The organism is Kitasatospora sp. NPDC057692 (assembly GCF_042799475.1).
GTDB lineage: Bacteria > Actinomycetota > Actinomycetes > Streptomycetales > Streptomycetaceae > Kitasatospora.
The window spans coordinates 173690-195825 of record NZ_JBHVIV010000003.1; the positions used below are offsets into that span (position 1 = coordinate 173690).

Annotated in this window: 16 protein-coding genes, 1 tRNA gene and 1 pseudogene; 5 read left to right on the forward strand and 13 right to left on the reverse strand. The window is 76.5% G+C overall.

Annotation, left to right across the window (positions count from 1 at the left end):
• Positions 1-28: 28 nt before the first annotated feature.
• The 3 genes from ACFVFS_RS03010 to ACFVFS_RS03020 are packed head-to-tail and all read right to left on the reverse strand — an operon-like array spanning position 29 to position 4355.
• Complete coding sequence (locus ACFVFS_RS03010) at positions 29-1399, reverse strand: AAA family ATPase (RefSeq protein WP_380619381.1); 1371 nt, start codon at positions 1397-1399, stop codon at positions 29-31.
• 8 nt (positions 1400-1407) lie between these two features.
• Positions 1408-3066 (reverse strand): hypothetical protein, encoded by a 1659-nt coding sequence (locus ACFVFS_RS03015; RefSeq protein ID WP_380619383.1) that lies wholly within the window; start codon positions 3064-3066, stop codon positions 1408-1410.
• Positions 3063-4355, reverse strand: a complete 1293-nt coding sequence (locus ACFVFS_RS03020) for a hypothetical protein (RefSeq protein WP_380619385.1) — start codon at positions 4353-4355, stop codon at positions 3063-3065. The genes ACFVFS_RS03015 and ACFVFS_RS03020 overlap by 4 nt, the downstream gene beginning before the upstream one ends.
• A 219-nt stretch (positions 4356-4574) precedes the next feature.
• On the opposite strand from ACFVFS_RS03020, the gene ACFVFS_RS03025 reads away from it, so the two are divergent.
• Positions 4575-5225: a histidine phosphatase family protein gene (locus tag ACFVFS_RS03025; RefSeq protein WP_380619387.1), complete on the forward strand. Its 651-nt coding sequence runs from the start codon at positions 4575-4577 to the stop codon at positions 5223-5225.
• Positions 5226-5255: 30 nt separating this feature from the next.
• On the opposite strand, the gene ACFVFS_RS03030 is transcribed toward ACFVFS_RS03025, so the two are convergent.
• Positions 5256-6845 carry a tetratricopeptide repeat protein gene (locus tag ACFVFS_RS03030; RefSeq protein ID WP_380619389.1) on the reverse strand — a complete coding sequence of 530 codons (1590 nt, stop codon included), beginning with the start codon at positions 6843-6845 and terminating at the stop codon, positions 5256-5258.
• A 370-nt stretch (positions 6846-7215) separates the two neighbouring features.
• On the opposite strand from ACFVFS_RS03030, the gene ACFVFS_RS03035 reads away from it, so the two are divergent.
• From ACFVFS_RS03035 to ACFVFS_RS03045, 3 genes are all read left to right on the forward strand, one after another.
• Positions 7216-7716 (forward strand): hypothetical protein, encoded by a 501-nt coding sequence (locus ACFVFS_RS03035; RefSeq protein WP_380619391.1) that lies wholly within the window; start codon positions 7216-7218, stop codon positions 7714-7716.
• A 126-nt stretch (positions 7717-7842) separates the two neighbouring features.
• Positions 7843-8775, forward strand: a complete 933-nt coding sequence (locus ACFVFS_RS03040) for a spermidine synthase (RefSeq protein ID WP_380619393.1) — start codon at positions 7843-7845, stop codon at positions 8773-8775.
• Between the two features lie 60 nt (positions 8776-8835).
• The gene (locus ACFVFS_RS03045; protein WP_380619395.1) at positions 8836-9300 is read left to right on the forward strand and encodes a GNAT family N-acetyltransferase; all 465 of its coding nucleotides are present in this window, start codon (positions 8836-8838) and stop codon (positions 9298-9300) included.
• A 77-nt stretch (positions 9301-9377) separates the two neighbouring features.
• On the opposite strand, the gene ACFVFS_RS03050 is transcribed toward ACFVFS_RS03045, so the two are convergent.
• From ACFVFS_RS03050 to ACFVFS_RS03075, 6 genes and pseudogenes are all read right to left on the reverse strand, one after another.
• Positions 9378-10280: a hypothetical protein gene (locus tag ACFVFS_RS03050; RefSeq protein WP_380619397.1), complete on the reverse strand. Its 903-nt coding sequence runs from the start codon at positions 10278-10280 to the stop codon at positions 9378-9380.
• Positions 10281-10416: 136 nt separating this feature from the next.
• Positions 10417-10863: a DUF4442 domain-containing protein gene (locus tag ACFVFS_RS03055; RefSeq protein WP_380619399.1), complete on the reverse strand. Its 447-nt coding sequence runs from the start codon at positions 10861-10863 to the stop codon at positions 10417-10419.
• 179 nt (positions 10864-11042) lie between these two features.
• Positions 11043-11118: transfer RNA gene (locus ACFVFS_RS03060), tRNA-His, on the reverse strand.
• A 125-nt stretch (positions 11119-11243) separates the two neighbouring features.
• Positions 11244-11846: an oligoribonuclease gene (gene orn, locus ACFVFS_RS03065; RefSeq protein ID WP_380619401.1), complete on the reverse strand. Its 603-nt coding sequence runs from the start codon at positions 11844-11846 to the stop codon at positions 11244-11246.
• A gap of 724 nt (positions 11847-12570) precedes the next feature.
• A pseudogene (locus ACFVFS_RS03070) lies at positions 12571-13573 on the reverse strand (helix-turn-helix domain-containing protein); the annotation flags it as partial.
• Positions 13574-15351: 1778 nt separating this feature from the next.
• Positions 15352-16209 (reverse strand): HAD family hydrolase, encoded by an 858-nt coding sequence (locus ACFVFS_RS03075; protein ID WP_380619403.1) that lies wholly within the window; start codon positions 16207-16209, stop codon positions 15352-15354.
• A gap of 708 nt (positions 16210-16917) precedes the next feature.
• Between ACFVFS_RS03075 and ACFVFS_RS03080 the strand changes: the two genes are divergently transcribed.
• Entirely contained in the window at positions 16918-17406 is a 489-nt protein-coding gene (locus tag ACFVFS_RS03080; protein ID WP_380619450.1) for a universal stress protein, read from the forward strand.
• Between the two features lie 83 nt (positions 17407-17489).
• Here the strand turns inward: ACFVFS_RS03080 and ACFVFS_RS03085 are convergent, their stop codons facing one another.
• The 3 genes from ACFVFS_RS03085 to ACFVFS_RS03095 form a co-directional block, all read right to left on the reverse strand.
• Positions 17490-18677 carry an acyl-CoA dehydrogenase family protein gene (locus ACFVFS_RS03085; RefSeq protein WP_380619405.1) on the reverse strand — a complete coding sequence of 396 codons (1188 nt, stop codon included), beginning with the start codon at positions 18675-18677 and terminating at the stop codon, positions 17490-17492.
• Positions 18678-18815: 138 nt separating this feature from the next.
• Entirely contained in the window at positions 18816-19832 is a 1017-nt protein-coding gene (locus ACFVFS_RS03090; RefSeq protein ID WP_380619406.1) for a hydroxymethylglutaryl-CoA lyase, read from the reverse strand.
• The gene (locus ACFVFS_RS03095) at positions 19829-22093 is read right to left on the reverse strand and encodes a biotin carboxylase N-terminal domain-containing protein (RefSeq protein WP_380619408.1); all 2265 of its coding nucleotides are present in this window, start codon (positions 22091-22093) and stop codon (positions 19829-19831) included. The genes ACFVFS_RS03090 and ACFVFS_RS03095 overlap by 4 nt, the downstream gene beginning before the upstream one ends.
• Positions 22094-22136 lie beyond the last annotated feature (43 nt).

Here is a 22136-nt window from a genome sequence, read left to right on the forward strand (position 1 = left end):
GCCCCGCGCCTGGGCCGGCCCGCCGCGGTCAGGCCCGGCCCAGGCGCACCCGGTGTTCGGACAGGTGGTGCAGCACCCGGTGATTGGCCTCCCAGCCGTCGGGGAAGGCGACCGGAACGTTCAACTGCACCGGCTCGGTGGCCGGATGCTCGTCCAGCAGCTCCGCGATCCCGGCCCGGGCCACCACGATGCAGGCGTGCCGGTGCCGGGAGGCCAGCACGCAGAGCCGCCCGGTCTCCAGGTGGAACGCGGTCGCGTCCGGCCGCCCCGACAGCGGGTGCAGCACCACCGTGACGTCGTACTCGCGCCCCTGCAGCCGGTTCGCGGTGTCCACCGTCACCGCGGGCCCGGCCGTCGGGTCCACCGGCACCCCCGCCTTGACCAGTGCGGCCCGCACCGCCGCCGCCTGGTCGCGGTGCGCCGTGCCGACCGCCACCCGGTCGGCCGTGAGCGGGGCCGACCCCTGCTCGGAGTGCGCCGTCAGCCCGCGGTCCAGCAGCCGGCGCACGGTGGCCGCGACGGCCGCCACCGCCTGCGGGTCGGTGCGCACGGTGTGCCGGGCGGGCAGCTCCAGCAGCGCCCAGCCGTGCCCGGCCGCCCGGTCGATCGCGGCGTCCACCGCCGAGCCGTCCGGCCGCACCGAGGCGGTCAGCGAGCGGTCCTCGGGGCCGGTGCCCGAGCGGAACGGCGTGAACGGGTAGAACGCCCCCGAGATCAGCGGCGCCGCGCTGGCCGGCAGCCGCCAGGACACCGGCAGCCGGTGCGGCTGGATCTGCGGGTTGTGCGCGAGCAGGGTGACCACCGCGCTGCTCGACGGGTCGTACGACAGGCCCGCCCACTGCTCGGTGCCGACCACGGTGAACGGGTCCAGCTGGCCCGGGTCGCCGACGAACAGGGCCCGCTCGAACAGCCGGGCCACCGCCAGCAGCGCGTCCGAGCGCATCTGGTACGCCTCGTCGACGATCGCGTGCCGCCACGGCTGCTCGGCCCGCACCCACTGCCACTTGGCCGAGGTGGAGATCACCACGTCCAGCTCGGCCAGCTCGGCGACCTTGTCCGAGGGCGTGACGTTGGCGTGCCGCAGCACCTCCGGCCCCGGGCGGGCGTCGGCCGCGTGCAGCCGGCCGATCGTCAGGTCCGGAGCCTTGCCGGCGAGTCGGTCGACCAGGTCGTCCACCTGGCCGTTGGTCTGGGCGACGATCATCAGCCGCTCACCGGCCCCGACCAGCTCCCGGGCGGCGCGCACCACCAGGGTCGACTTGCCGGCGCCGGGCGGCGAGTCCACCACCACGCCGCGCGGCGCGCCGGCGGCCGGCCGGACGGTCGCCTCCAGGATCCGCGCCACCGCGGCGTCGGCGGCCGCGCCGGGGCTCTGGCCGGCGGCCTGCTCGGTGCTCATCGGGCGGATCACTCCCAGTCCTCGGCGGCGCCGGCCACGACCGGCAGCACGGTGACGACGGCACCGGGCGGGCCGCCGTGCGTCCACGGCGTGTCGTCCGGCTCCGGCAGCGGCGCGGCCTGCCGGACCGTCAGTTCGAACAGCGTGAAGGTGACCCGCTCGCCCGGCTCGGGCAGGCTCCCCGGCTCGGGCTCCTTCCTGCGCCCCATGCCGGACAGCACCCGTACGGTGATGGTGCCCGCCTCCGGGTCGGCCGCCGCGATCACGGCCTTCTGCGCCGGACCGGCCCCGGCCCCGGCCCCGTCCCCGGACGCCGCCGGCTCGCGGACCCGGTGCACCTCCCGGCCCAGGTCGGCGTGCGGGCGGTCGTCGGTGCGGACGGTCAGCAGCGGACGCGGCTTGGGGGAGCGGCCGGTGGTGTCGTAGTCCGGCACCACCTCGGTCACCACCCCGCTGAACGCCTCCCCGGCGAGCCGGTGCTCGGCCATCGCCAGCGGGTCGTCCAGCGCCTCCTGGAGGTCCAGCCGGGTCTGCTCGCGCTCGCGCTGGGCGAGCTTGCGGGCGGCCGTCACGGCGTCGTCGAGCCGGGGCTGCGGCGGCTCGCCGGCCGCCAGCCGGTCCCGGTGGCCGGTGTACGACCAGCGGTCGCCCGTCCAGCGCTCGGGCAGGTGGCCGGCCGGGGGCAGGGCGCGCAGCAGGTCCAGGCCGTGCCAGACGTCGTGCCAGGTCGGCAGCAGCTCCTCGTGCAGGGCGGCGCGCAGCCGGCCGACCGCGACCCGCACGGCCTCCCGGGCCGCCTCGGCGTCCGTACCGCCCGGGCCGCCCGTACCGCCCGGGCCGTCGGCCTCGCGCAGGGCCGCCGCGGCCGCGTCGTAGCGGGCGATCTCGGGGGCCAGCACCTTGGTGTCGAACACCGGGTCGGTGGTCGGACCGGCCGGAGGGTGGATCAGCCGGCCGTCGGCGCCGCGCCCGGTCTCCGCCCGCTCGGCCGCCTCCGCGCCGCCCAGCCCCTCCGGCGGGGAGTGCCAGGCCAGCCGGGCGGCCAGGTGCTGGTCCTCCAGGTGGCTCTGGCCGGTGGCCCAGTGCCGGGACAGCAGGCCGGTCATCGGCAGCAGCAGGCTGGAACCGGGCACCAGGGCGCGCTCGGCGAGGTGGGTCAGCCAGCGGCCGAGCAGCGGCACCCGGGCGGGGGCCGGGAACGGACCCGGGTCCTCGTCCTCGGCGGTGCGGCGGAACCGGGTCGAGCGGCCGAGCAGCGCCAGGTACCGCACGCCCCCGCTGTTCGGCACGATCAGCTGCGGCGCGTCCGCGCACAGCTCGCGGACGACCGGCGTCCGCTCGCCGCTCTCCGGGTCCTTCTCGGAGCCCTCGATCAGCTCGACCTCCTCGCCGAAGGACTCCAGGTACGGCAGCAGGTCGGCGGCCAGGTCGGCCAGGAAGTCCGAGCGCAGGGTGCGGTTGAGCGGCTGCGGCACGATGTGCAGGGCCGGCGCGTCCCGGTCGGTGCCCAGCAGCACGGCCAGCGGCGCGCCGTCCTCGCCGGCCGAGGTCAGCGGGACGAGCACCATCGGGCGCTCGGAGAGGTGCCGGTGGCGGACGGTGGCCAGCGGCTCGGCCCGGCCGCTGCGCACGGCCTCCAGCCGGGCCAGGGTGGACAGCAGGCTCACCGCTCGGCCCCCGCGGCGGTCGGCGTGGCGGTCGGCTCGGGCCGGCCGAGCGCCTCTGCGCGCAGCGCGGCGGCGTAGGCCAGCCGGGCGGCGGCCTCGTCGGCGCCGTCGCCCTCGCGGTCCTCGCCGTCCCCCGCCCCGCCTCCGTCCCCGTCCTCGCCGTCCGGCGCGGCCCCGACCGGGCCGGTGCGGGCGACGGTCAGCGCCTCGGTCACCGTGCGGATGCTGCCCAGCTCGCCCCGCACGCCCCGGCCGAGCTGCTCGACCCGGTCCCCGCAGCGCGCCTGGGCACGGCAGTGGAAACCGAGTTCACAGGTGGACAGGCAGTCCGGGCTGTACGCGGCGGGGACCGTCCCGACCGTCTTCTCCAACTCCTCGGCGGACCGGACGGGCCCGCCGTCCGGAGCGGGGGAGAGGTCGAGGTCCGCCCCCGGCGGCAGCACCGCGAGCAGCCGCTCGATGCCGGTCATCCGGCTGAGCTGGCGGCGGGTGGTGGCCAGCTCCCGGCGCACGTCCACCGGCACGGCGGTCGGCCGGCTGCCGAAGTCCTCGGGGCAGACCAGCAGCACGCTGGTGTACGGGCTGCCCGGCAGCCGCTGCTCGGTGTACGGGTCCGGGTCCACCGGCCGTCCGGCCAGCGCGGCGGCGGCCTCCTGGAGGGCCAGCACGTAGACGGCGGCCTGCCGGGCGGCGGCGCCGACCTTGCCCGGGTCCGCGCTGCCGTCCAGTACCGGGAAGGACTTGATCTCCACGACGGTGCAGCGGCCGCCGTGCACCACGACGGCGTCCGGCTCCAGGTAGGCGGTGGAGCCCGCCACGTCCAGCCGCAGCATCGGGTGGTCGAGGAGCGTCCAGGCCTGCTCCTCGGCCGCCGCCTCCGCGAGCGCGGCCGCCGTCCGGTCGGCCCGCACCGCCGGACCGGAGGAGCAGAGGAGGTCCGGTACGAGCAGCGGACCGCCCTCGTCGGACATGCCCAGCCGGGCGCGCAGCGGTTCCAGCAGCGCCGCGTAGGCGTTCTCCTTCAGCCGGGCCTCGAACACGACGCCGCGCGCCAGCGCGAACGGCGAGCGGCCGAAGGGGGCGGGACGGCCGAGCCGGGCGGCCAGCGCCGACTTGTCCACCCCGGCGGCGTCCAGCACGGCGCGGCGGTGGCACCCCGGATTGGCGGCCAGGGCGGCGAGGGCACGGGCGTTCAGACTGCGCTGCGGCGCCGGTCCGCGCAGCTCGGCGAGCCGCTGGGCGAGCGGCTCCGCCGGCCCGCGGAGCGGGGCGTTCGTCGAGACGTTCATGGTGCGGCCCAGTGTCGCATCCGGCTCCGACAATCCGCCCCGAAAGGGCCGTTGACGGCGCACCCGGGCCACCGGAGCCGCGGCGTCCGCCGGGGGAGGGCCGCCGCCGGGCGGTGGAGGGCCTGGCTCGTGGGCGGTCCGGCGGTGGGGGATCATGGAGTCCGGTGCTCGCTGGCGAGGCCGACCGTTGACACCGCCCCGAGCGCGAGGAGCCTGCCCATGCCCGCCCGTATCCTGCTGGTCCGCCACGGTGAGACCGACTGGTCGGCCACCGGCCGCCACACCGGCCGCACCGACATCCCGCTGACCGAGGACGGCCGGGCGATGGCCCTGGCGCTCGGCGAGCGGCTCGCCGCGGCCCCCTGGAACGGCCTGCCGGACGCCCTCGTCTACACCAGCCCGCTCGGCCGCGCCAAGGAGACCTGCGAGCTGGCCGGCCTCGGCGACCGGGCCGTGGAGCGCCCCGAACTCCTGGAGTGGGACTACGGACAGTACGAGGGCCGCACCGGCGCCGACATCCGCGCCACCGACCGGCCCGGCTGGCTGATCTGGCGCGACGGCGTCCCCGGCGGCGAGAAGCTCTCCGACGTCGCCGCCCGGGTCGACGCCCTGCTCGCCGACCTCAACACCGAGCACGGCGTGCCGGACCCGGACACCACGGTGATGCACTGCGCCGACTGCGACGTGGTGCTCTTCGCCCACGGCCACCTGCTGCGCATCCTGACCGCCCGCTGGCTCGGCCTGCCGCCCGAGTACGCCCAGCGGTTCAAGCTCGGCACCGCCGCGCTCTGCGTCCTGTCCTGGGAGTACGGCGCGCCGGCCGTCGAGCTGTGGAACGACCAGGGCCACCTGGAGACCCTGCGCCGCTGACCCGCGCGGCGGCCGGCCGCCGGCGCCCGTTCAGGCGGCCGACGTCGCCGCGCCGTACTCCGCCAGGAACCGCCCCACCTCCGGCACCCGCCGGTGCTCGCGCAGCCGCTGGGCGGTGTCCGCGAGCATCGAGCGGATCCGCGCCGAGCGGACGTCGCCGAACAGCGCGACGGCGGCCGACCCGTGCTCGCCCGCGCCCGCCAGGTCCCCCCGGCCGAGCCGGTCGTGGGCGAGCTCGGCGGTGTAGAGCACCCGGTTGCGGACGAAGTGCGGCTGCTGGAGCGCCATGGCCAGCCGGGCGTGCTCGCTGGCCCGGTCCCAGTCCCCGAGCGCGGACCAGCACTGGGCCCGGAGCCCGGCGAGCTCGGCCTCGCCGAAGAAGGACATCCACTCCGGGTCGGCCGGGCAGGGCCCCTGCTCGAACAGCCGGCGGGCCCGGGTGATCGCCCGCTCGCAGGCGCCGCGGTCCTGCAGCAGTGCCCAGCCGCCGGCCTCGCGCATCGTGAGCAGGGCGAGCAGCCGGGGGGAGTCGAGGTGCCGGGCGGCGGACTGCCCGGCCTGGGCGGCGCGCAGCGCCTCGCGGGGGCGCCCGGCGTCCCTGGCGAGGAAGGCGCTGTTGGAGAAGACGTGCGCCTCCAGCGCGGAGTCGCCGGCCATCCGCGCGGTGGCCAGCGCCTCCGCGTAGTACGAGCGGGCGTCCCCGAGCCGGTTCGAGTCATGGGCCAACCAGCCCACCGAGATGGCGAGTTCGCCGGCCCCGGCCTGGAGCCTGCGCTCGGTCTCGGTGGAGTACTCGCAGGCGTCGAGCAGGAGGTAGGCCTCCCGCAGGGAGCGGCCGGCCTGCTCGAACAGGGCGTCGGCGCCGTGCGCGTCGTCGGCCAGCCGGATGTCCCGGACGGCCTGTTCGACACCGAGCACCTCGGCCGCGCCGACCTTGCGGGGCAGCGGGACGGGGCCGGGGCGGCCGGGCAGGACGGCACTGGCCGGGGCCGGACGGGGGGCGGCCGCGCCGTGGGGGGCGGGGGCCGCGGCGGCCGGACCGGGCAGGTCCGCGCCGATCACGGAGGCCAGCGCGGCAGAGCCGCCGGCCAGGAACGTACGGCGACGCACGTCGTCGTTCTCCTCGTCGCAGGGGTGCGGTTCGTCGGGCCCCCCGGGCGCCGTCGCGAACCTCGGCACCGGGACCCCGACCGGTGGGGGTGGTTCCGCGTACGGCGAGGCAGCGTACGGGAGTTGGGTGGAGAGCGGCGAGCGCGGGGCGGGCAGGGGCGGGAACGACGGGTGGAGAGGCGGTGGCGCCCCGGGGGCCCGGTCGGAGCCGCCCCCGCCGTCGGGCGGCCGGCGGCGCACGGCGGTGCGGGGGGCGAAGCCGAGGTCGGCGAGCGAGCGGTCCGGCCACATGTGCCGGAACACCCGCTCGTACGCGTAGTTGGGACAGCGGATCTCACCGGACTCGACCCGCCCGACGTACCGGGCGTCGCAGGAGACGTGCTCGCCGATCTCGCGGGCCGCCCGGCGCACGGCCACGGCGAACTCGCCCGGCGAGCGGTCGCCGCGCAGGGCGCGCATCGCGGTGTTGGGGGACGGGCGGTTCGGCTCGGCCGGTGGGGTGGCTGCCATGGTGCGCTCCGTGGTGGTACGGGTGGCGGTGCGAGGGTCGGGCGGCGGTGGGGCGGCGGGGCGCCCGGCCGCGGCTGGGTCCGGTGGGGCCCGGCGGACGGCCGAGCGCCACGACAGTACCGGGAGTCACCGGATGGATACAGCGGGTGGGCGGGCGATGTACTGCCAATTGCGGGCAAAACGGGCACGGTTACCGGGATCCGCCATGAAATGCCATGCCCTGCTGTAAGAAGCCCCGTGGCCTGCGGCGCGGGCCCGCCGTTGTCCTGGTACATGGAAGCCCCCGCCGCCGTCCCCGGCCGCTCCCCCCGGCGGCACCCCCACCCGGGGCGGCCCGGCTTCCGGTACCGACGAGGTGACAGGAGGGCCCATGTCGGCCACTGGAGTACCGCAGTTCCGCCGTCTGGCCGTCGGCGGGGTGCTCGACGGAGCGGCCCCCGCCCTGCTGCCCGAGTCGGCCGACGACCACGGCCCCGGCCGGTCCCCGTCCGGCGGCGGCCCCGCCCGCCGGCCGCGCGCCGACACGGACGCCGTCCTGGTCGCCGCCTTCGACACCGTGACGGTCGCCCTGCGGCACGGCCTGGAGGCGGTCGACATCCTGCGGCTGCGCCGGGCCTGCGGCGCGGTGCTGCAGAGCCGCAACGGCGCCACGGTGTCCTTCCTCGTCCCGCCCGGAACCTCGGCGACCTGGCACCTGCCCGGCAGCTCCTGTACGGCCGGCGCGCAGCTGCTGCCCGCCACCGACCCGCGCTGGGTGATGCCCCCGGCGGGAGCCGACTGCGCCGCCCGCCCCACCGACCCCTGGGTCCTCCGCTCCGCGCTCTGCGAGGCCGCCTGCACCCTCACCGCGGGCGGCCTCGGTCCGTCCTGACCCCGGCCCGCGCCCGCCGCGCGGGGTGCCCCGCCCCGTCCCGTGCCCGTGCCGTGCCCGCTTCGAGCCCGCTGAGCTGCGGGGACCGTCCGAGGGGGCCTCCGGGCGGCGGCGATAATGGCGGGTATGGGACGAAGCAACCGAGCCGGCCGCACCGCGGACCGGGCCCGCGCCACCGCGGAGAGCGGCCCGCCCGCCGCCACCGGCCCCGGCGGCCGCACCCACGCGCAGGGCCCGCTCACCCGCGCCGTCGACTCCGGCCTCGCCGAGCTCCGCCCCGACCGCGACCGCCCCGCCGCCTGGTCGCTGCTGATCGACGGCGCCCCCCAGTCCCTGGTCGACCTCGCCGACCCCACCCACCTGGGCTTCGAGTACCAGCGCCGGCTCGGCCACCTCGTCGACCTCGCCGCCCCGCCCGGCCGCCCGCTCACCGTCCTGCACCTCGGCGGCGGCGCCCTCACCCTGGCCCGCTACGTCGCCGCCACCCGCCCGCGCTCGCGCCAGCAGGTCGCCGAGATCGACACCGCGCTCACCGAACTGGTCCGCACCGAACTCCCGCTGGACCGCGGCTGGCAGGTCAAGGTGCGCGGCGCGGACGCCCGCGGCGTGCTGGAGCGCACCCCCGAGGGCAGCGTCGACCTGGTGATCGCCGACGTCTTCTCCGGCGCCCGGGTGCCCGCCCATTGCACCACCGTCGAGTTCACCGCGCTGGCCGCCCGGGCCCTCGCCCCCGGCGGCCGGTACGCCGTCAACATCGCCGACGGCTCCGCGCTGCCGTTCGCCCGCTCCCAGGTGGCCACCCTCGGCGCGGTCTTCCCCGAGCTCTGCCTGGTCGCCGACCCGGCGGTGCTGCGCGGCAAGCGCTTCGGCAACCTCGTCCTGGCCGCCGCGCACACCCCGCTCCCGCTGGCCGAACTGACCCGCCGGGTGGCCTCGGACGCCGCCCACGGCCGGGTCGAGCACGGCCGCGCCCTGGCCGACTTCGCCGCCGGCGCGGCCCCGGCCACCGACGCCACCGCCACCCCGTCCCCCGCCCCGCCGCCGGGGGTCTTCCGCTAGACCGGTTCCCGGTGCATCATGTCCGGACCCCGGACGGGGCGACCAGGAAGGGGACCCGCCATGCGGATCCGGCCGGCCCGGCCGAGCGAGGCGGCGGCGCTCAGCGCCCTCGCCCTGCGCTCCAAGGCGCACTGGGGCTACGACGCGGCGTTCATCGAGGCCTGTCGGGCCGAACTCACCCTGCCCCCGGACCGGGTCGGGCCCGACCGGGCGGCCGTGGCCGAGGAGGACGGGCGGGTGCTCGGCTTCGTCACCCTCACCGGGGCGCCCCCGGAGGGCGAACTGGGCATGATCTTCGTCGAACCGGCCGCGATCGGCCGCGGCGTCGGCCGCCGTCTGATGGACCACCTGCGCGCCGAGGCCGCGGCCCTCGGCTTCGAGCGGATCACCGTCGAGGCCGACCCGAACGCCGAGCCCTTCTACCTGGCCATGGGCGCCGTCCGCACCGGCACGGTTCCCTCCGGATCCATCCCCGGGCGCGAACTGCCGCTGCTCACCCTGCACTTGCCCACCCCCGGCGTGTGATCCCCAACGTGTGATGTCCGGCGCGTGATCGCCGGCGCGTGACCGCCGGTGTGTGATGCCCGCCCGCCCGGGGCCGCTCAGTGGCCCTTCGGCAGGCCCCGGTGCTTGTACATCGCGGCGCCGGTCAGCAGCAGCCCGGCCGTGATGGGGGCGAGGACGGCGGTCGCGGTGCCCGCGGTGTCGTGGGCGACGGTGACGGCGGCCGTCCTGGTCGCGGTCCCGGTGAGCAGCCGGGCCGACGCGCCGGCCGCCGGGACGCCGGCCGCGACGGCCGCGAGGTCCCGTCCGTCCGTCCGCCCGCTCGCGCCGCCCGCCGGGGCCGGACGCCCGGCCGCGGGAGGCGGGAGCCGGTCCGGCGGGGCGGAGGCCGGGGGAGGGGCGGCCGGGCCGTGCGGGGCGCCGCCCGGTCGGTGCGGCCGGGCGGCACCGGCGGTCCGGGCGTCGGCGCCCGACGGCCCGTCGGACACCTCGCGGCGGCTCGCCGACGCCTCGGCGGGGCGGACCTGGGCGGGCACGGTGCCCAACAGCCCGGAGGCGATCGCGAACGCGTCCGGCACGGCGGCCCGCTGTCCTGGCAGGGGGAGGCCGCCGGCCCTGATCCGCTCCTGGAGCGCCCGGCCGATCGAGCCGGTGACGGCGTCCAGCTCCGGTCCGAGGACGCCTGTCGCGACCCCCGGCACGGCACCGGCGAGCCCGTCGAGCAGCCCGTCGGAGGGAGCCGGTCCGGTCCGCTCCGCCGGATCGCCGGAGGCCGCCGCGCCGGTCAGGGCCCGGCCGACGGTCCGGCCGACCGGTTCCGGGAGGGGTTCGGCACCGGCCGCGCAGGCGACGGGGGCGCCGAAGCCCCAGAGCTGCGCGAGGAGTGCCCCGCCCGCCGCGACGGCCCGCGGCAGGGACGGCCACCGCCGGGCCGCGCGCCGACCGCCGCCGACGGTCCGTCGGACGGGTTCCGGGCCCCTGGTCGCGTGTTTGGCTCCCACGTGAATCGAGAACGAGCGGGCGGACCGGGAGGACACGGCCGCCGTCACGGACAGTCATCGCGGGGCGGGCGCGGTGCTCGGGCGGGGTGCTCCGGCGCGGCGCTCGGGCGGGGTGCTCCGGTGCGGTGGCTCCAGGTCAGGAGTTGGGGCGCAGCGTCCAGACGACCGTCATGACGCCGGTCACCGCGCCGTCGGCGCGGGTGATCTCGACGGTCACCGGGAACTCGGGCCGCTCGCCCTTGTCGAGCTCGGCGACGATGCCGGCGGCCGGCCGGCCGAGCACGGCGGTGGCCGTGACGGCGCCCATGGCGAGCTTCTTGTAGGCGATCTCGGCGCTCACCGCGAGCGGCACCGCGCGCGACAGCTGGTCGCCGAAGGCGCCCAGCACGATGCAGCCGCTGGCCGACTCGGCGAGGGTGAACATCGCGCCGGCGTGCGGGCCGCCCACGTGGTTGTGGTAGTCGGGCTGGTCCGGCAGCCGCAGCACGGCGCGTTCCGGGGTGGTCTCCAGGTACTCGAGCTTGAGGGTCCGGGCCATCGGGACGGTGGAGTCGAGCAGCCGGCCGATCGAAGGAGTGGTCATGGCGGCAACGTTACTAGCCAGTAGCTTCCGGCGGCAGGGTCGCGACCGGGGAAAAGGGGTGAGACGCGGACCACAGTGCGACGCGCGCCACACCACCGCCGCCCGGCCGCCGCCGATCTGAGGGAACGCGAAAAAGCCCGAGGGGCCGGTCTCTTGACGAGACCGGCCCCTCGGGGCGATGGGGTGAGTGACGGGACTCGAACCCGCGGCCACCTGGACCACAACCAGGTGCTCTACCAACTGAGCTACACCCACCATCTGTCCGGACCGTTCGCGCTCTTCGGCGTTCCCGCTCCGACAAGAAGAACTCTACAGGATCCGGAAGGGTGCTCGCGCCAGGGTTTCCGTCCCCCGCGCGCGAGCACCTCCGGGCCCCGGGCTCAGCCCGCCGGCGGCTGGTACTTCTCCGCGATCGCGCGCGCGGTGTCGGTGTCCGGGCCGGGCTGCGGGACGAACACCGCCTCGCGGTAGTAGCGCAGTTCGTCGATGCTCTCGCGGATGTCCGCGAGAGCCCGGTGGTTCCCGCCCTTCTGCGGGCTGTTGTAGTACGCCTTCGGGTACCAGCGCCGGGCCAGCTCCTTGATCGAGGAGACGTCCACGATCCGGTAGTGCAGGTGGCTCTCCAGCGCGGGCATGTCCCGGCTCAGGAACCCGCGGTCGGTGGCCACCGAGTTCCCGCACAGCGGCGTGCGCCCGGCCTCCGGCACGTGCTCGCGCACGTACGCCAGGACCAGCGCCTCCGCCTCGGCCAGCGTGACCCCGTGCTCCAGCTCCTCCAGCAGCCCGGAGGAGGTGTGCATCGCCCGCACCACCTCGGGCATGTTCGCCAGCGCCTCGGCCGGCGGGCGGATGATGACGTCCACACCCTCGCCGAGGATGTTCAGCTCCGAGTCCGTCACCAGCGCCGCGACCTCGACCAGGGCGTCCCGGTCGAGGTCGAGGCCTGTCATTTCACAGTCGATCCATACCAAACGGTCATTCACGCCACTCACCCTACGGCGCGATCACGCGCCGCGGGCACCGATGGAGCCGAGCGCGGCGCCGGGGTGCGGCCCTCGGAACCGTGCTCGTCCTGGGCGTGGCCGTCCGTCTCCCGGGCCTCCCGGCCGGGATGGCCGACGGGGTGCGCCGGGCGGACGTCCCGCCCGGACCGCGCCTCACGGGCCTCCCTGGCCTCCGCCGCGGTGCCCCGTCCGGCCTGCGGGCGGAGCTGGCCCGCCCGGGCCTGCCGGGCCCGGACCTCCGACGCCCCGTCCTGCGGCCGCTCGGCCGCGCTCCGGTGCCCCTGGCCCTGCCCGCGGGCCCCCGGCTGCGGGATCCCGTCCTCGGCGGCCGCGTGCTCCGCCGTCCTGGGCGGACGGCCCGCGCCCGGCCCGGCCTGCGCCGGGACCATCGGCGGACGCGCCGGACCGCGGCCGGCGCCCGGCTGGCCGGGGTGCGCCTGGTGCCCGGCCGCCTGGTGCGGGTACGGCTGCCCGGCGCGCGCGAGGACGCCCGGTCCGGACGGCTGCCCGTGCTGGCCCGGGTGCGCGGCACCCGGCCCGCCCGGGAACCCCGCGGCGGCGGCCGACCCGTGCCCGACCGGCACGCCGTGCCCGCCGTGCTGGCCCGGGAGCGACCCGCCCGGCGCGCCGGCCGCGGCCGACGCCGCGACCGCCCCGGCCGTCCGCAGGTCGCCGCCCGCCGGCGAGGCCTGCGCCGGAGCGGCCGACCCGGGCCGCCGGGCCCGGTAGCTCGTCCGGTACGCGGCCGGCGAGACCCCCAGCTGGCGCCGGAAGTGCCCGCGCAGCGCCACCGGCGACCGGAAGCCGCAGCGGCGCGCGACGTCGTCCACCGACAGCTCCGAGGTCTCCAGCAGCCGCTGGGCCTGCAGCACCCGCTGGGTGATCAGCCACTGCAGCGGCGCGCTGCCGGTGAGCGTGCGGAACCGCCGGTCGAAGGTCCGCCGGCTCATGTAGGCGCGGGCCGCCAGAACCTCGACGTCGAACTGCTGGTTGAGGTTCTCCAGCGCCCAGGTGACCACCTCGGCGAGCGGGTCGTTGCCGATCTCTTCAGGTAAAGACTGATCGATGTACTGGGCCTGTCCTCCGCCGCCGCGCCGGCTCGGCACCACCAGCCGGCGGGCGAGGGCGTTGGCCGCCTCGGCGCCGTGGTCGCTGCGGACCACGTGCAGGCAGAGGTCGATGCCGGCGGCGGTACCGGCCGAGGTGAGCACGTCGCCGTCGTCGACGAACAGCTCGCGCGGGTCGACGTGCACCCGCGGGTAGCGCTTGGCCAGGGTCGGCGCGTACATCCAGTGCGTGGTCGCCGGGCGGCCGTCCAGCAGGCCGGCGGCGGCGAGGACGAACGCGCCGGTGCACAGGCCGATGATCCGCGCGCCCTCGTGGTGCGCCTTGCGCAGTGCGGTGATCGCCTCGACCGGCGGCGGCTGCGAGATCGAGCGCCAGGCCGGGACGACGATGGTGCCGGCCCGGGCGAGCGCCTCCAGCCCGTACGGGGCGGAGAGGGTGAGGCCGCCGGTGGTGGCGAGCGGGCCCTCCTCGCCGGCGCAGACCAGCAGGCGGTAGCGCGGCACCCCGGCGTCCTGGCGGTCGACGCCGAAGACCGAGAGCGGGATCGAGCTCTCGAAGATCGGTCCGCCGCCGAAGATCAGGACGGCGACGGTCTCGCGGCGGCGGCGGCCGGAGAGCTTGCGCGGCGCGGCGGCCAGGACGGGCGCCGAGGTGCCGTTGAGGCCGGCGGAGCCGCCGTGGCCGCCGGGTCCGTGGCCGGCCGCTCCGTGGCCGCCTATGCCGTGTCCGACGGTGCCGAGGCCGAGCGGTCCGGCGGGGAGCCCGCCGGCGGCCGCGGGGCCCGGCAGGCCGGGGACGGCCGGTCCGAGGCCGGTGCCGGGAGCCCCCGGTGCGAAGGCGGCGCCGGCCGGGGCGGCGGCGAAGGCCGCGTAGCCGTTGTCGGGGCCGGGATGGCCGCCGGGGTGCCCGCCGGAATGGCCGGTAACCGACGCCCCGACCCGCCCGTCCGAGCCGTTTCCGTACCCGCCGCCGTGGCTGACGGACGATCGGCTGACGTGGCGTCCGCCGTGCTCGGGGGCGGCCGGGAAGGACGGGGAACCCGTGCTCTGCGGGGTGCCCGGGACGCCTGCGACACCCGATGCGGAAGGGGCGCCGGGGGCGGACGGGGCCGCGGGGGAATAGGAGGGGTACGAGGCGGTGCCGGAGTGACGGGTGTTGGCGCTGGAGGCCTGGGAGCCGGCGCTTCTCGCGGAACGACCCGCGATACCGGCCACGGCCTGGCCGCTGTCAGGACCCGCGTCGCTCCTGCTCACCCTGCTCAAGGCGCTCAAGCCCCCTCGGTGGTGTGGTGTGGTGGTGCGGCACTGCTGGCCAAGATCGAATCTATCGGGTGGACCGTTGCCGTTGTGACAAGTTCACCATCCGACGCTATGTCGACATGGCAATTTGGCGTGATGCATTCGATCACGAAGCGTGGCACCCGTCGACCCTTCTGGGAAGAGGGTCGGTGCAACGGTGGCTGGTTGTCGCGGGACGGGTCCTGGGGCGTCCGGCTCCGAGGCGCCCGGCCGGTGCGCCTGGGCTGCGGATTTGCCCAAGGTCGGGGGAGCCGCGCGAGATTGACCGAAAATAGGCGGTGCACGGGAGGGCGCACGGCCGCTCGGCGTGCGCCTCCCAGGCTTCATCCGGCCAGCGCCGGAGCCGGGGACCGGCGGCCGGAACTCCGGTGCCGCGGCTTCCCGGGGTGGATCCCGGCCGGCTCTTACAGGCCACGGTCGAGGCCGGGGCCGACGCCGCGGGCGGCCGGCGCGCAGGTCCGGGCGGCGGGGTGCCACGCCTCCGTGCTCGCGCGGTGTGCGAACTGGGCGCGGGAGTGGCGGAACTGACGACGCCGATCGCGGCGAAAGGGTTGCACGACGAACGGTTCGGATCCTGGCCGTCCGGCCCTGGCGCGCTCCGACAGTCCTTGCCTGGTCGACGCGCTGACGGAAGGTGAGTCGCACGGGGCGGGGCCGGACCACCGCGACTGCGGGTGACTCTGTTGCTGCTGTGATCTGTGGGGCGCCTGGGGCTGCCAGGGCTGTCGGGGTGTTCGACGAACGAGGGGAGGGGCGCGTGCGCCGGGCTCGGATCCGCGCGGCCTCGGCGCCCCCCGGTCCCGGTGGCCGCCGTCCGGCCGGGGCGGGCGGTGCGGGGGCGGTGCGCCTGCCCGCCGTGCCGGGAGCGCCATCGCGGACGCCACCGGGAGCGCCACCGGGGCGGTGCGGACGGCGGCATCTGCGGCAAACCCGCCGGACCGGTTTCGGACAGCCGGTCCGGCCCCGGAGGCGGCTGAAGCACTGCCCGTGGGGTGCGCTGCTGAAGGCGTGCTCCCACCGGAAGGGGCGGACGCTCGGAACAGCGCGCCGTCGTGCGCGCCGCTCTGCGCCGTTCCTCTCCGTTCCGCCCCGCGCCCCGCTCGCGGCCGGCCCGCCGGTCACCCCGGGGCGGCCGCCGTCCGCACCGCGGCGAGCCCGCGCTCACGGGGGCGCGGAACACCCGCCCCACCCGCCGTCCCCGTCATGCGCGCAACGGCGACGCCGCCGCAGGTGGCGCGGCGCGGGGCGTCCGCGCCACCCGAGAGGGCCTCCCGGCGGGCCACCGGGACGCCGCGGGCGGCCAGCACCTGGCCGACGGCCTCCGGCAGGCCGGCCGCCTTGAACGTCGGCCGGTAGGCCGGCTCGGCCCACGGGCGGCCGTGGTGCAGCCAGACGCTCCGCAGACCGGCCAGCGCGGCGCCGGCGATGTCCGCGGGGGCGTGGTCGCCGATCATCCAGGTCTGCGCGGCCCAGTCCCCGGTCGGCGCGAAGCCGCACCGCTGCGCCGCGATCTCGAAGATCAGCGGGTCCGGCTTGAGGCAGTCGGCCTCCTCGGAGATCACCCAGCCGTCGACCATCGGGCCGAGGCCGGTCCGCCGGATCTTTTCGAGCTGGGGCCCGGTGCTGCCGTTGCTGACGATGCCGAGCGTCCACCCGGCGGCGCGCGCCGCCCGCAGCGCGTCGATGTTGCGGGCCGGGCAGTGGATGTAGGTGTTGATGCCGTGCCGGTAGTGGGCGAACAGCCGGTCGAGCGACTCGTCGAGGCCGTAGCGGCGCCGGGCGGCGGACAGTACGGTGCTGCGCGGTACGTAGCCGCCGCCGTCGATGGTGACGAGCCAGTCGACGTCTCCGGGCGGCAGCGCCCGTTCGGTCAGAAAATCGTGAGCCCAGGCCCGGAAAGCGGCGTCCCTGGGGAGCAGCGTGTTGTCGAGGTCGAGCAGGAGCAGGGGCATGTCGAGCATGGTGCCAGCGGCCACGCCTATGCACCTGGCAAATGCCAGACGGCGTCCCGAACCCGCGCCCCTTGGCTGAAACGGGTGCCGCGGCGACGGCGCCCCCCGCGTTCGCCGTCCGCCCGGCCGTCCGCCCCTCGCCCGCCCCCACCAGCCGCTTCACTGCCCGGTGACGGTCGGCAACGGATCGTCATCGATCCATGACAGTCCGGTCACGGTGTCCCGGGATCCTGTTGCGTCGCCCGGTCCGCTCAGTCAAGCTCCAGGGAACCTCCTTCGGCGGAGGGGCGCCTTCGCACCCGTCGAGGGGCGCGCCGCCGTCGGCGCGCGCATCCCTCGTTCGTGGGAAGAGCGCGGCCCCGAGGCCGCGCGGCTGGGCTGCGTGTCCGGCCCGTCGTACTCTGAAAGGAACAGGTCACAAACGGTGGTGTTCGGCGCAGCCCGACGACTTCCCGTGGGCGGGCCTGCCGCCCGGGCAGCGTTGTCCTCTCCTGTCGGCCCATCTCCCTCGAAGAGCCTTGTGCCATGGCTGGTTCTGAGCCCTCCCGACCGGTGGAACCGGGCGAGGACGCCCGGGGCGGTGGCTTCACCCGCCCTCTCCGCCACCTTGCGCGCCGGGGTCGCCCCGGCTCAGGCTCCCGCCACCGGCGGGACGACCGGCGGTCCGACGCCCCGGAGCCCCCGGTGACAGGCCGGCCGGGACCGGGCGCCGAGCGCCCGAGCGCCTCCGGCCTGCCCGGCGCGAGCGGGGCGGCCGGCGAACCGGCCCTCCGGGAGGCGCCCGCCAAGGCCTGCGACCCGGCCTTCCAGCACGGTGTGGTGGTGGGCTTCGACGGCTCGCTGTCCAGCGAGCGCGCCCTCGCCTACGCGGTGGGCATGGCCCGTCGCTCCCAGTGCGGCCTGGTGATCGTGCACGTGGCCAACCGCCTGCCCGCCACCGTCTGGGCAGGTTGCGAACCCCCGGTCTTCGTCGACCTTCCCGACCACCGGACGGAGGTGCTCGGCCTGGAGCTCGCCTGCGCGGACTTCCTCGCCGGGGTGCCCTGGATCCTGGTCGAGCGCGGCGGCGACATCTGCCACGAGATCGAGGAGGTCGGCCGCGAGTTCGCCGCCGACGCGATCGTGGTCGGCACGACGCACGGCCTGCTCGGCAAGATCTTCGGCTCCGTCTCCGGCCGCCTCGCCCGCCGGGCCAACCGCCCGGTGATCGTGATCCCCTGACGATCGCTCCGGGGCGATCGCTCCGGTCCGCCGACCCGGGTGGGTGGGTCGGCGGACCGGAGCGGGTGCGGGCTGAGGCCGCCTCAGGAAACGCCGAGCTCTCGCGCGATGAGCATCCGCTGGACCTCCGAGGTGCCTTCGCCGATCTCCAGGATCTTGCAGTCCCGCCAGAAGCGGGCGACGGGGAATTCGTTCATGAAGCCGTACCCGCCGTGGATCTGGGTCGCCTCGCGGGCGTTGTCGACGGCGGCCTCCGACGAGTACAGCTTGGCGATCGCTGCCTCCTTCTTGAACGGTTCCGAGTGCAGCAGCCGGGACGCGGCGTCCCGCCAGGCGAGGCGGGAGGTGTGGGCGCGCATCTCCATGTCGGCGAGCTTGAACTGGATGGCCTGGTTGGCGCCGATCGGTCGGCCGAAGGCGCGGCGCGTACCGGCGTACGAGACGGACTGGTCGACGCAGCCCTGGGCCAGGCCGGTGGCCAGGGCGGCGATCGCGATGCGGCCCTCGTCGAGGATCCGCAGGAACTGGGCGTAGCCGCGGCCTCGCTCGCCCAGCAGGTTGGCCGCGGGGACACGGCAGTCGGTGAAGGACAGTTCGCGGGTGTCGGATGCGTTCCACCCGACCTTCGAGTACTTCTTCGAGACCTGGAATCCGGGGGTCCCGGTGGGCACGATGATGGAGGAGATTTCCCGCCGTGGCGAGGAGAATTCGCCCTCTTCACTCGAACGAGCGATCGGTTCGGTGAGCGCGGTGACGGTGACCAGACCGGTGATGTCGGTGCCGGAGTTGGTGATGAAGCACTTGGTGCCGTTGATCACCCACTCGTCGGTGGCCTCGTCGTACCGCGCGGTGGTCCGGGTCGCCCCGGCGTCCGAGCCGCCCTCGGGCTCGGTCAGGCCGAACGCGCCGAGCAGCTCGCCCGAGGTCAGCCGGGGCAGCCACTCGCGCTTCTGCTCCTCCGTGCCGAAGCGGTAGATCGGCATCGCGCCGAGCGAGACCGCCGCCTCCAGGGTGATCGCGACCGAGGAGTCGACCCGGGCGAGCTCCTCCAGCGCCAGGCAGAGCGCGAAGTAGTCGCCGCCCATGCCGCCGTACTCCTCCGGGAACGGCAGGCCGAACAGACCCATCCGCCCCATCTCCTGCACGATCTCGTAGGGGAACTCGCCCTGCTCGTAGTACTCGCCGATCTTCGGCGCCACCACGTCCTGGGCGAATTCGGCCACGGTGCGCCGCAGTTCCTCGTGCTCGGTGTTCAACCGGTGGTCGAGCATGGTGATCCTCCTGGGGCCCCGCCGGGTGGGCGCGGGCGTGGTCGGGACGACCGCCGCCGGTGCTGGTGTGACGGGCGGGCGGTGTGGTGGGCGGACGGCCGCGCGGTGCGGGCCGTCACGCGGGACGGTCGGTGCGGGTCAGTCCGGTGATCCGGCGGAGGTGCTGCCGAGCAGGGCCTGGACCGTGCGGGAGGGGCTGGGGCGGCCGAGCCGGCGCGCCATCCAGCCGCTGGTGGCGACCAGGGCGCGCAGGTCGACGCCGGTCCGGACGCCGAGTCCGTGCAGCATCCACACCAGGTCCTCGGTGGCGAGGTTGCCGGTGGCGCTCTTGGCGTAGGGGCAGCCGCCCAGCCCGCCGGCCGAGGCGTCCACCGTGGCGACCCCGGAGCGCAGCGCCGCCAGCGTGTTGCTGAGGGCCTGGCCGTAGGTGTCGTGGAAGTGCACGGCGAGCCGGCCGGTCGGCACCCCCGCCGCGGCGAACCCGTCGAGCAGGGCGGTGACCTGGCCGGGGGTGGCCACGCCGATGGTGTCGCCGAGGCTCAGCTCGGCGCAGCCCATCTCCAGCAGCCGCACCCCGAAGCGGACCACCTGGGCGACCGGGACCGGTCCCTCCCAGGGGTCGCCGAAGCACATCGACAGGTAGCCCCGGGCCGGGATCCCGGCCGCCGCGGCCCGCTCCACCACGGGGCGGAACATCGCCATCGCCTCGTCCGCCGAGCGGTTGAGGTTGCGGCGGGCGAAGGTCTCGGTGGCGCTGGCGAACACCGCGACGTCGGTGGCGTGGTGGGCCAGCGCGCGGTCCAGGCCGCGTTCGTTGGGCACCAGCACCGGCAGGCGCAGGCCCGGGTGACGGTCCGGCAGGCCGGCGAGCCGGGGCATCAGGTCCTCGGCGTCGGCGAGCTGGGGTACCCATTTCGGGTGAACGAAGCTGGTGGCCTCGACGGTGCGCAGGCCCGCGGCCGCGAGCCGGCCGATGAACTCGGCCTTGACCTCGACGGGGACGAGCGTGCCCTCGTTCTGCAGTCCGTCGCGCGGGCCGACCTCGTGGATCCGCACCTCCTCGGGCAGGCCGGGGGCGCGGACCGGGTCCGGCAGGCCCAGGTCGAGGGCGTCCGGCTCGCGGGCGGCGGCGCCTCTCGGCGCGGGGGCGGTCACGACCGCACCGCCGCGGTGGTTTCGGCGGGGCCGTCCGCGGCGGCCTCGGCGGGGGTCACCACGACCAGCAGTTCCTCCATCGCCACGGTGGCGCCGGCGGTGGCCCGCAGCTCGCTCACCGTGCCGTCGTGCGGGGCGGCGATGACGTGTTCCATCTTCATGGCCTCCAGGACGAGCAGCGGCTGGCCCTTCCGGACCGCCTCGCCGGCCGTGGTCTTCACGACCGTGACGGTGCCCGGCATCGGCGCGGTCAGGCCGCCGTGGTGGGCGCCCCCGGCGGAGGCGCCCTCGCCGACCGCGTCGTGGGTGTGCACCGGCCAGGCGTCGCCGTCGACCCCGAGCCAGGTCACCGGGCCGGCGGCGGGTGCGGCGGGGTCGTCGGCGGCGAGGGCGAAGCCGGTCCGCAGGCCGTCGACGGTCAGGTGGAGGCGGTCCCCGGTGCGGCCGGCCCGGGCCCGGTGGACCGGTCCGGCGCCGAGCCGGACCTCGGCCTCCAGGGTGCGCTCGGCCGGATTGTCAGTGGCGTCCGTTACGTTGCCCGCAGTGATCGATCGGACGCGCACCGCCACCGGGTCCTGGCCGGGGGTACGGAGTCGGTGGGTGGTCCAGGCGGGGTCGCCGCCCAGGCGCCAGCCGGAGGGAAGGGAGAACGGGTCGGTCCAGCCGTCCGGGTCGGCGGCCGGGGCGAGGTCCAGGTGCCGCGCCAGCGCGGCAGCGTAGTAGAGGAGGTGGGCGGGCGTCGGAGGCTCCGGTGGCAGGGCGTCGGAGGGTTCGGCGGGCGGCGTGGAGCCGGCGGCCGGGGAGTACGGCGAGGCGAGCAGCCCGGGCTGCTGCTGCGCCGTCTGCTCGACCAGGCCGGTGTCGAGCTGGCCGGCGGCGACCTCCGGGTGGGCGAGCAGCCGGCGCAGGAAGCCGGTGTTGGTGGTGACGCCGAGGATGCGGGTGTCGGCCAGCGCGGCGCGCAGGCGCCGCAGCGCGGTCGGACGGTCGGGTCCGTAGGCGATGACCTTGGCGAGCATGGGGTCGTAGGAGCTGGTGATCACGGTCCCGGGGGTGACCCCGGAGTCCACCCGGATGCCTTCGCCCCGGGGCTCGTCGAGGAGCAGGATGCGTCCGCCGGTGGGCAGGAAGTCCCGTTCCGGGTCCTCGGCGCAGATCCGGGCCTCGATGGCGTGGCCCTGGAAGGAGATGTCCGGCTGGGTGAAGGAGAGGGGCTCGTCGGCGGCGATCCGCAGCTGCCACTCGACCAGGTCCAGCCGCCGGGGCCGGCCGGCGGCGGGGCCGGTGGTGTCGGTCACGGCGACGGCGAGCTCGGTGACGGGGTGTTCCACCTGGAGACGGGTGTTCATCTCCATGAAGAAGAAGTCCCGTACGCCCTCGTCGGCGGCGGGGGAGTCCGGGTCGACGCCGGGGACGATGAACTCCACGGTGCCGGCGCCGGTGTAGCCGCAGGACTCGGCGGCGCGGACGGCCGCGGCGCCCATCGCCGCCCGGGTCTCGGCGTTGAGCAGAACGGAGGGAGCCTCTTCGATCAGCTTCTGGTGGCGGCGCTGCAGGCTGCACTCGCGCTCGCCGAGGTGGACGGTGGTGCCGTGGGCGTCGGCCAGCACCTGGACCTCGATGTGGCGCGGCCGGTCGATCCAGCGCTCCAGCAGCAGGGTGTCGTCGCCGAAGGCGGTGCGGGCGACGCGCCGGGCCGCGGCGATCTCGGTCGGCAGGTCGGCCGGGTCGCGGACCAGGCGCATGCCCTTTCCGCCGCCGCCGGCGGACGGCTTGAGCAGCACGGGGTAGCCGATCTCCCCTGCGGCCGTGACGAGTTCCTCGTCGCTGGGCGCGGTGGCCCGGCTGCCCGGAACCACCGGCACGCCGGCGGCCCGTACGGCCTCCTTGGCGTTGATCTTGTCACCCATCAGCTCGACCGCGGCGGGAGGAGGTCCGATGAAGACGAGGCCGGCGTCGGCGCAGGCGCGGGCGAAGGAGGCGTTCTCGGCGAGGAAGCCGTAGCCGGGGTGGACGGCCTGGGCGCCGGTCCGGCGGGCGGCGGCGAGGATCTGGTCGGTCCGCAGGTAGGTCTCGGCGGCCGAGCTGTCGCTGCGGTCGGCCGGGCCGAGCCGGACCGCGGCGTCGGCCTCGCGGACGTGCGGGGCGTCGGCGTCGGCGTCGCTGAACACGGCGACCGAGCGCACGCCGAGCCGCCGCAGGGTGCGGATCACCCGGACGGCGATCTCGCCGCGGTTGGCGACCAGAACTGTGTCGAACATGGGAGGCGTTCCTCCGGGTCGAGGGGAGCCGTACGAAGGAGGT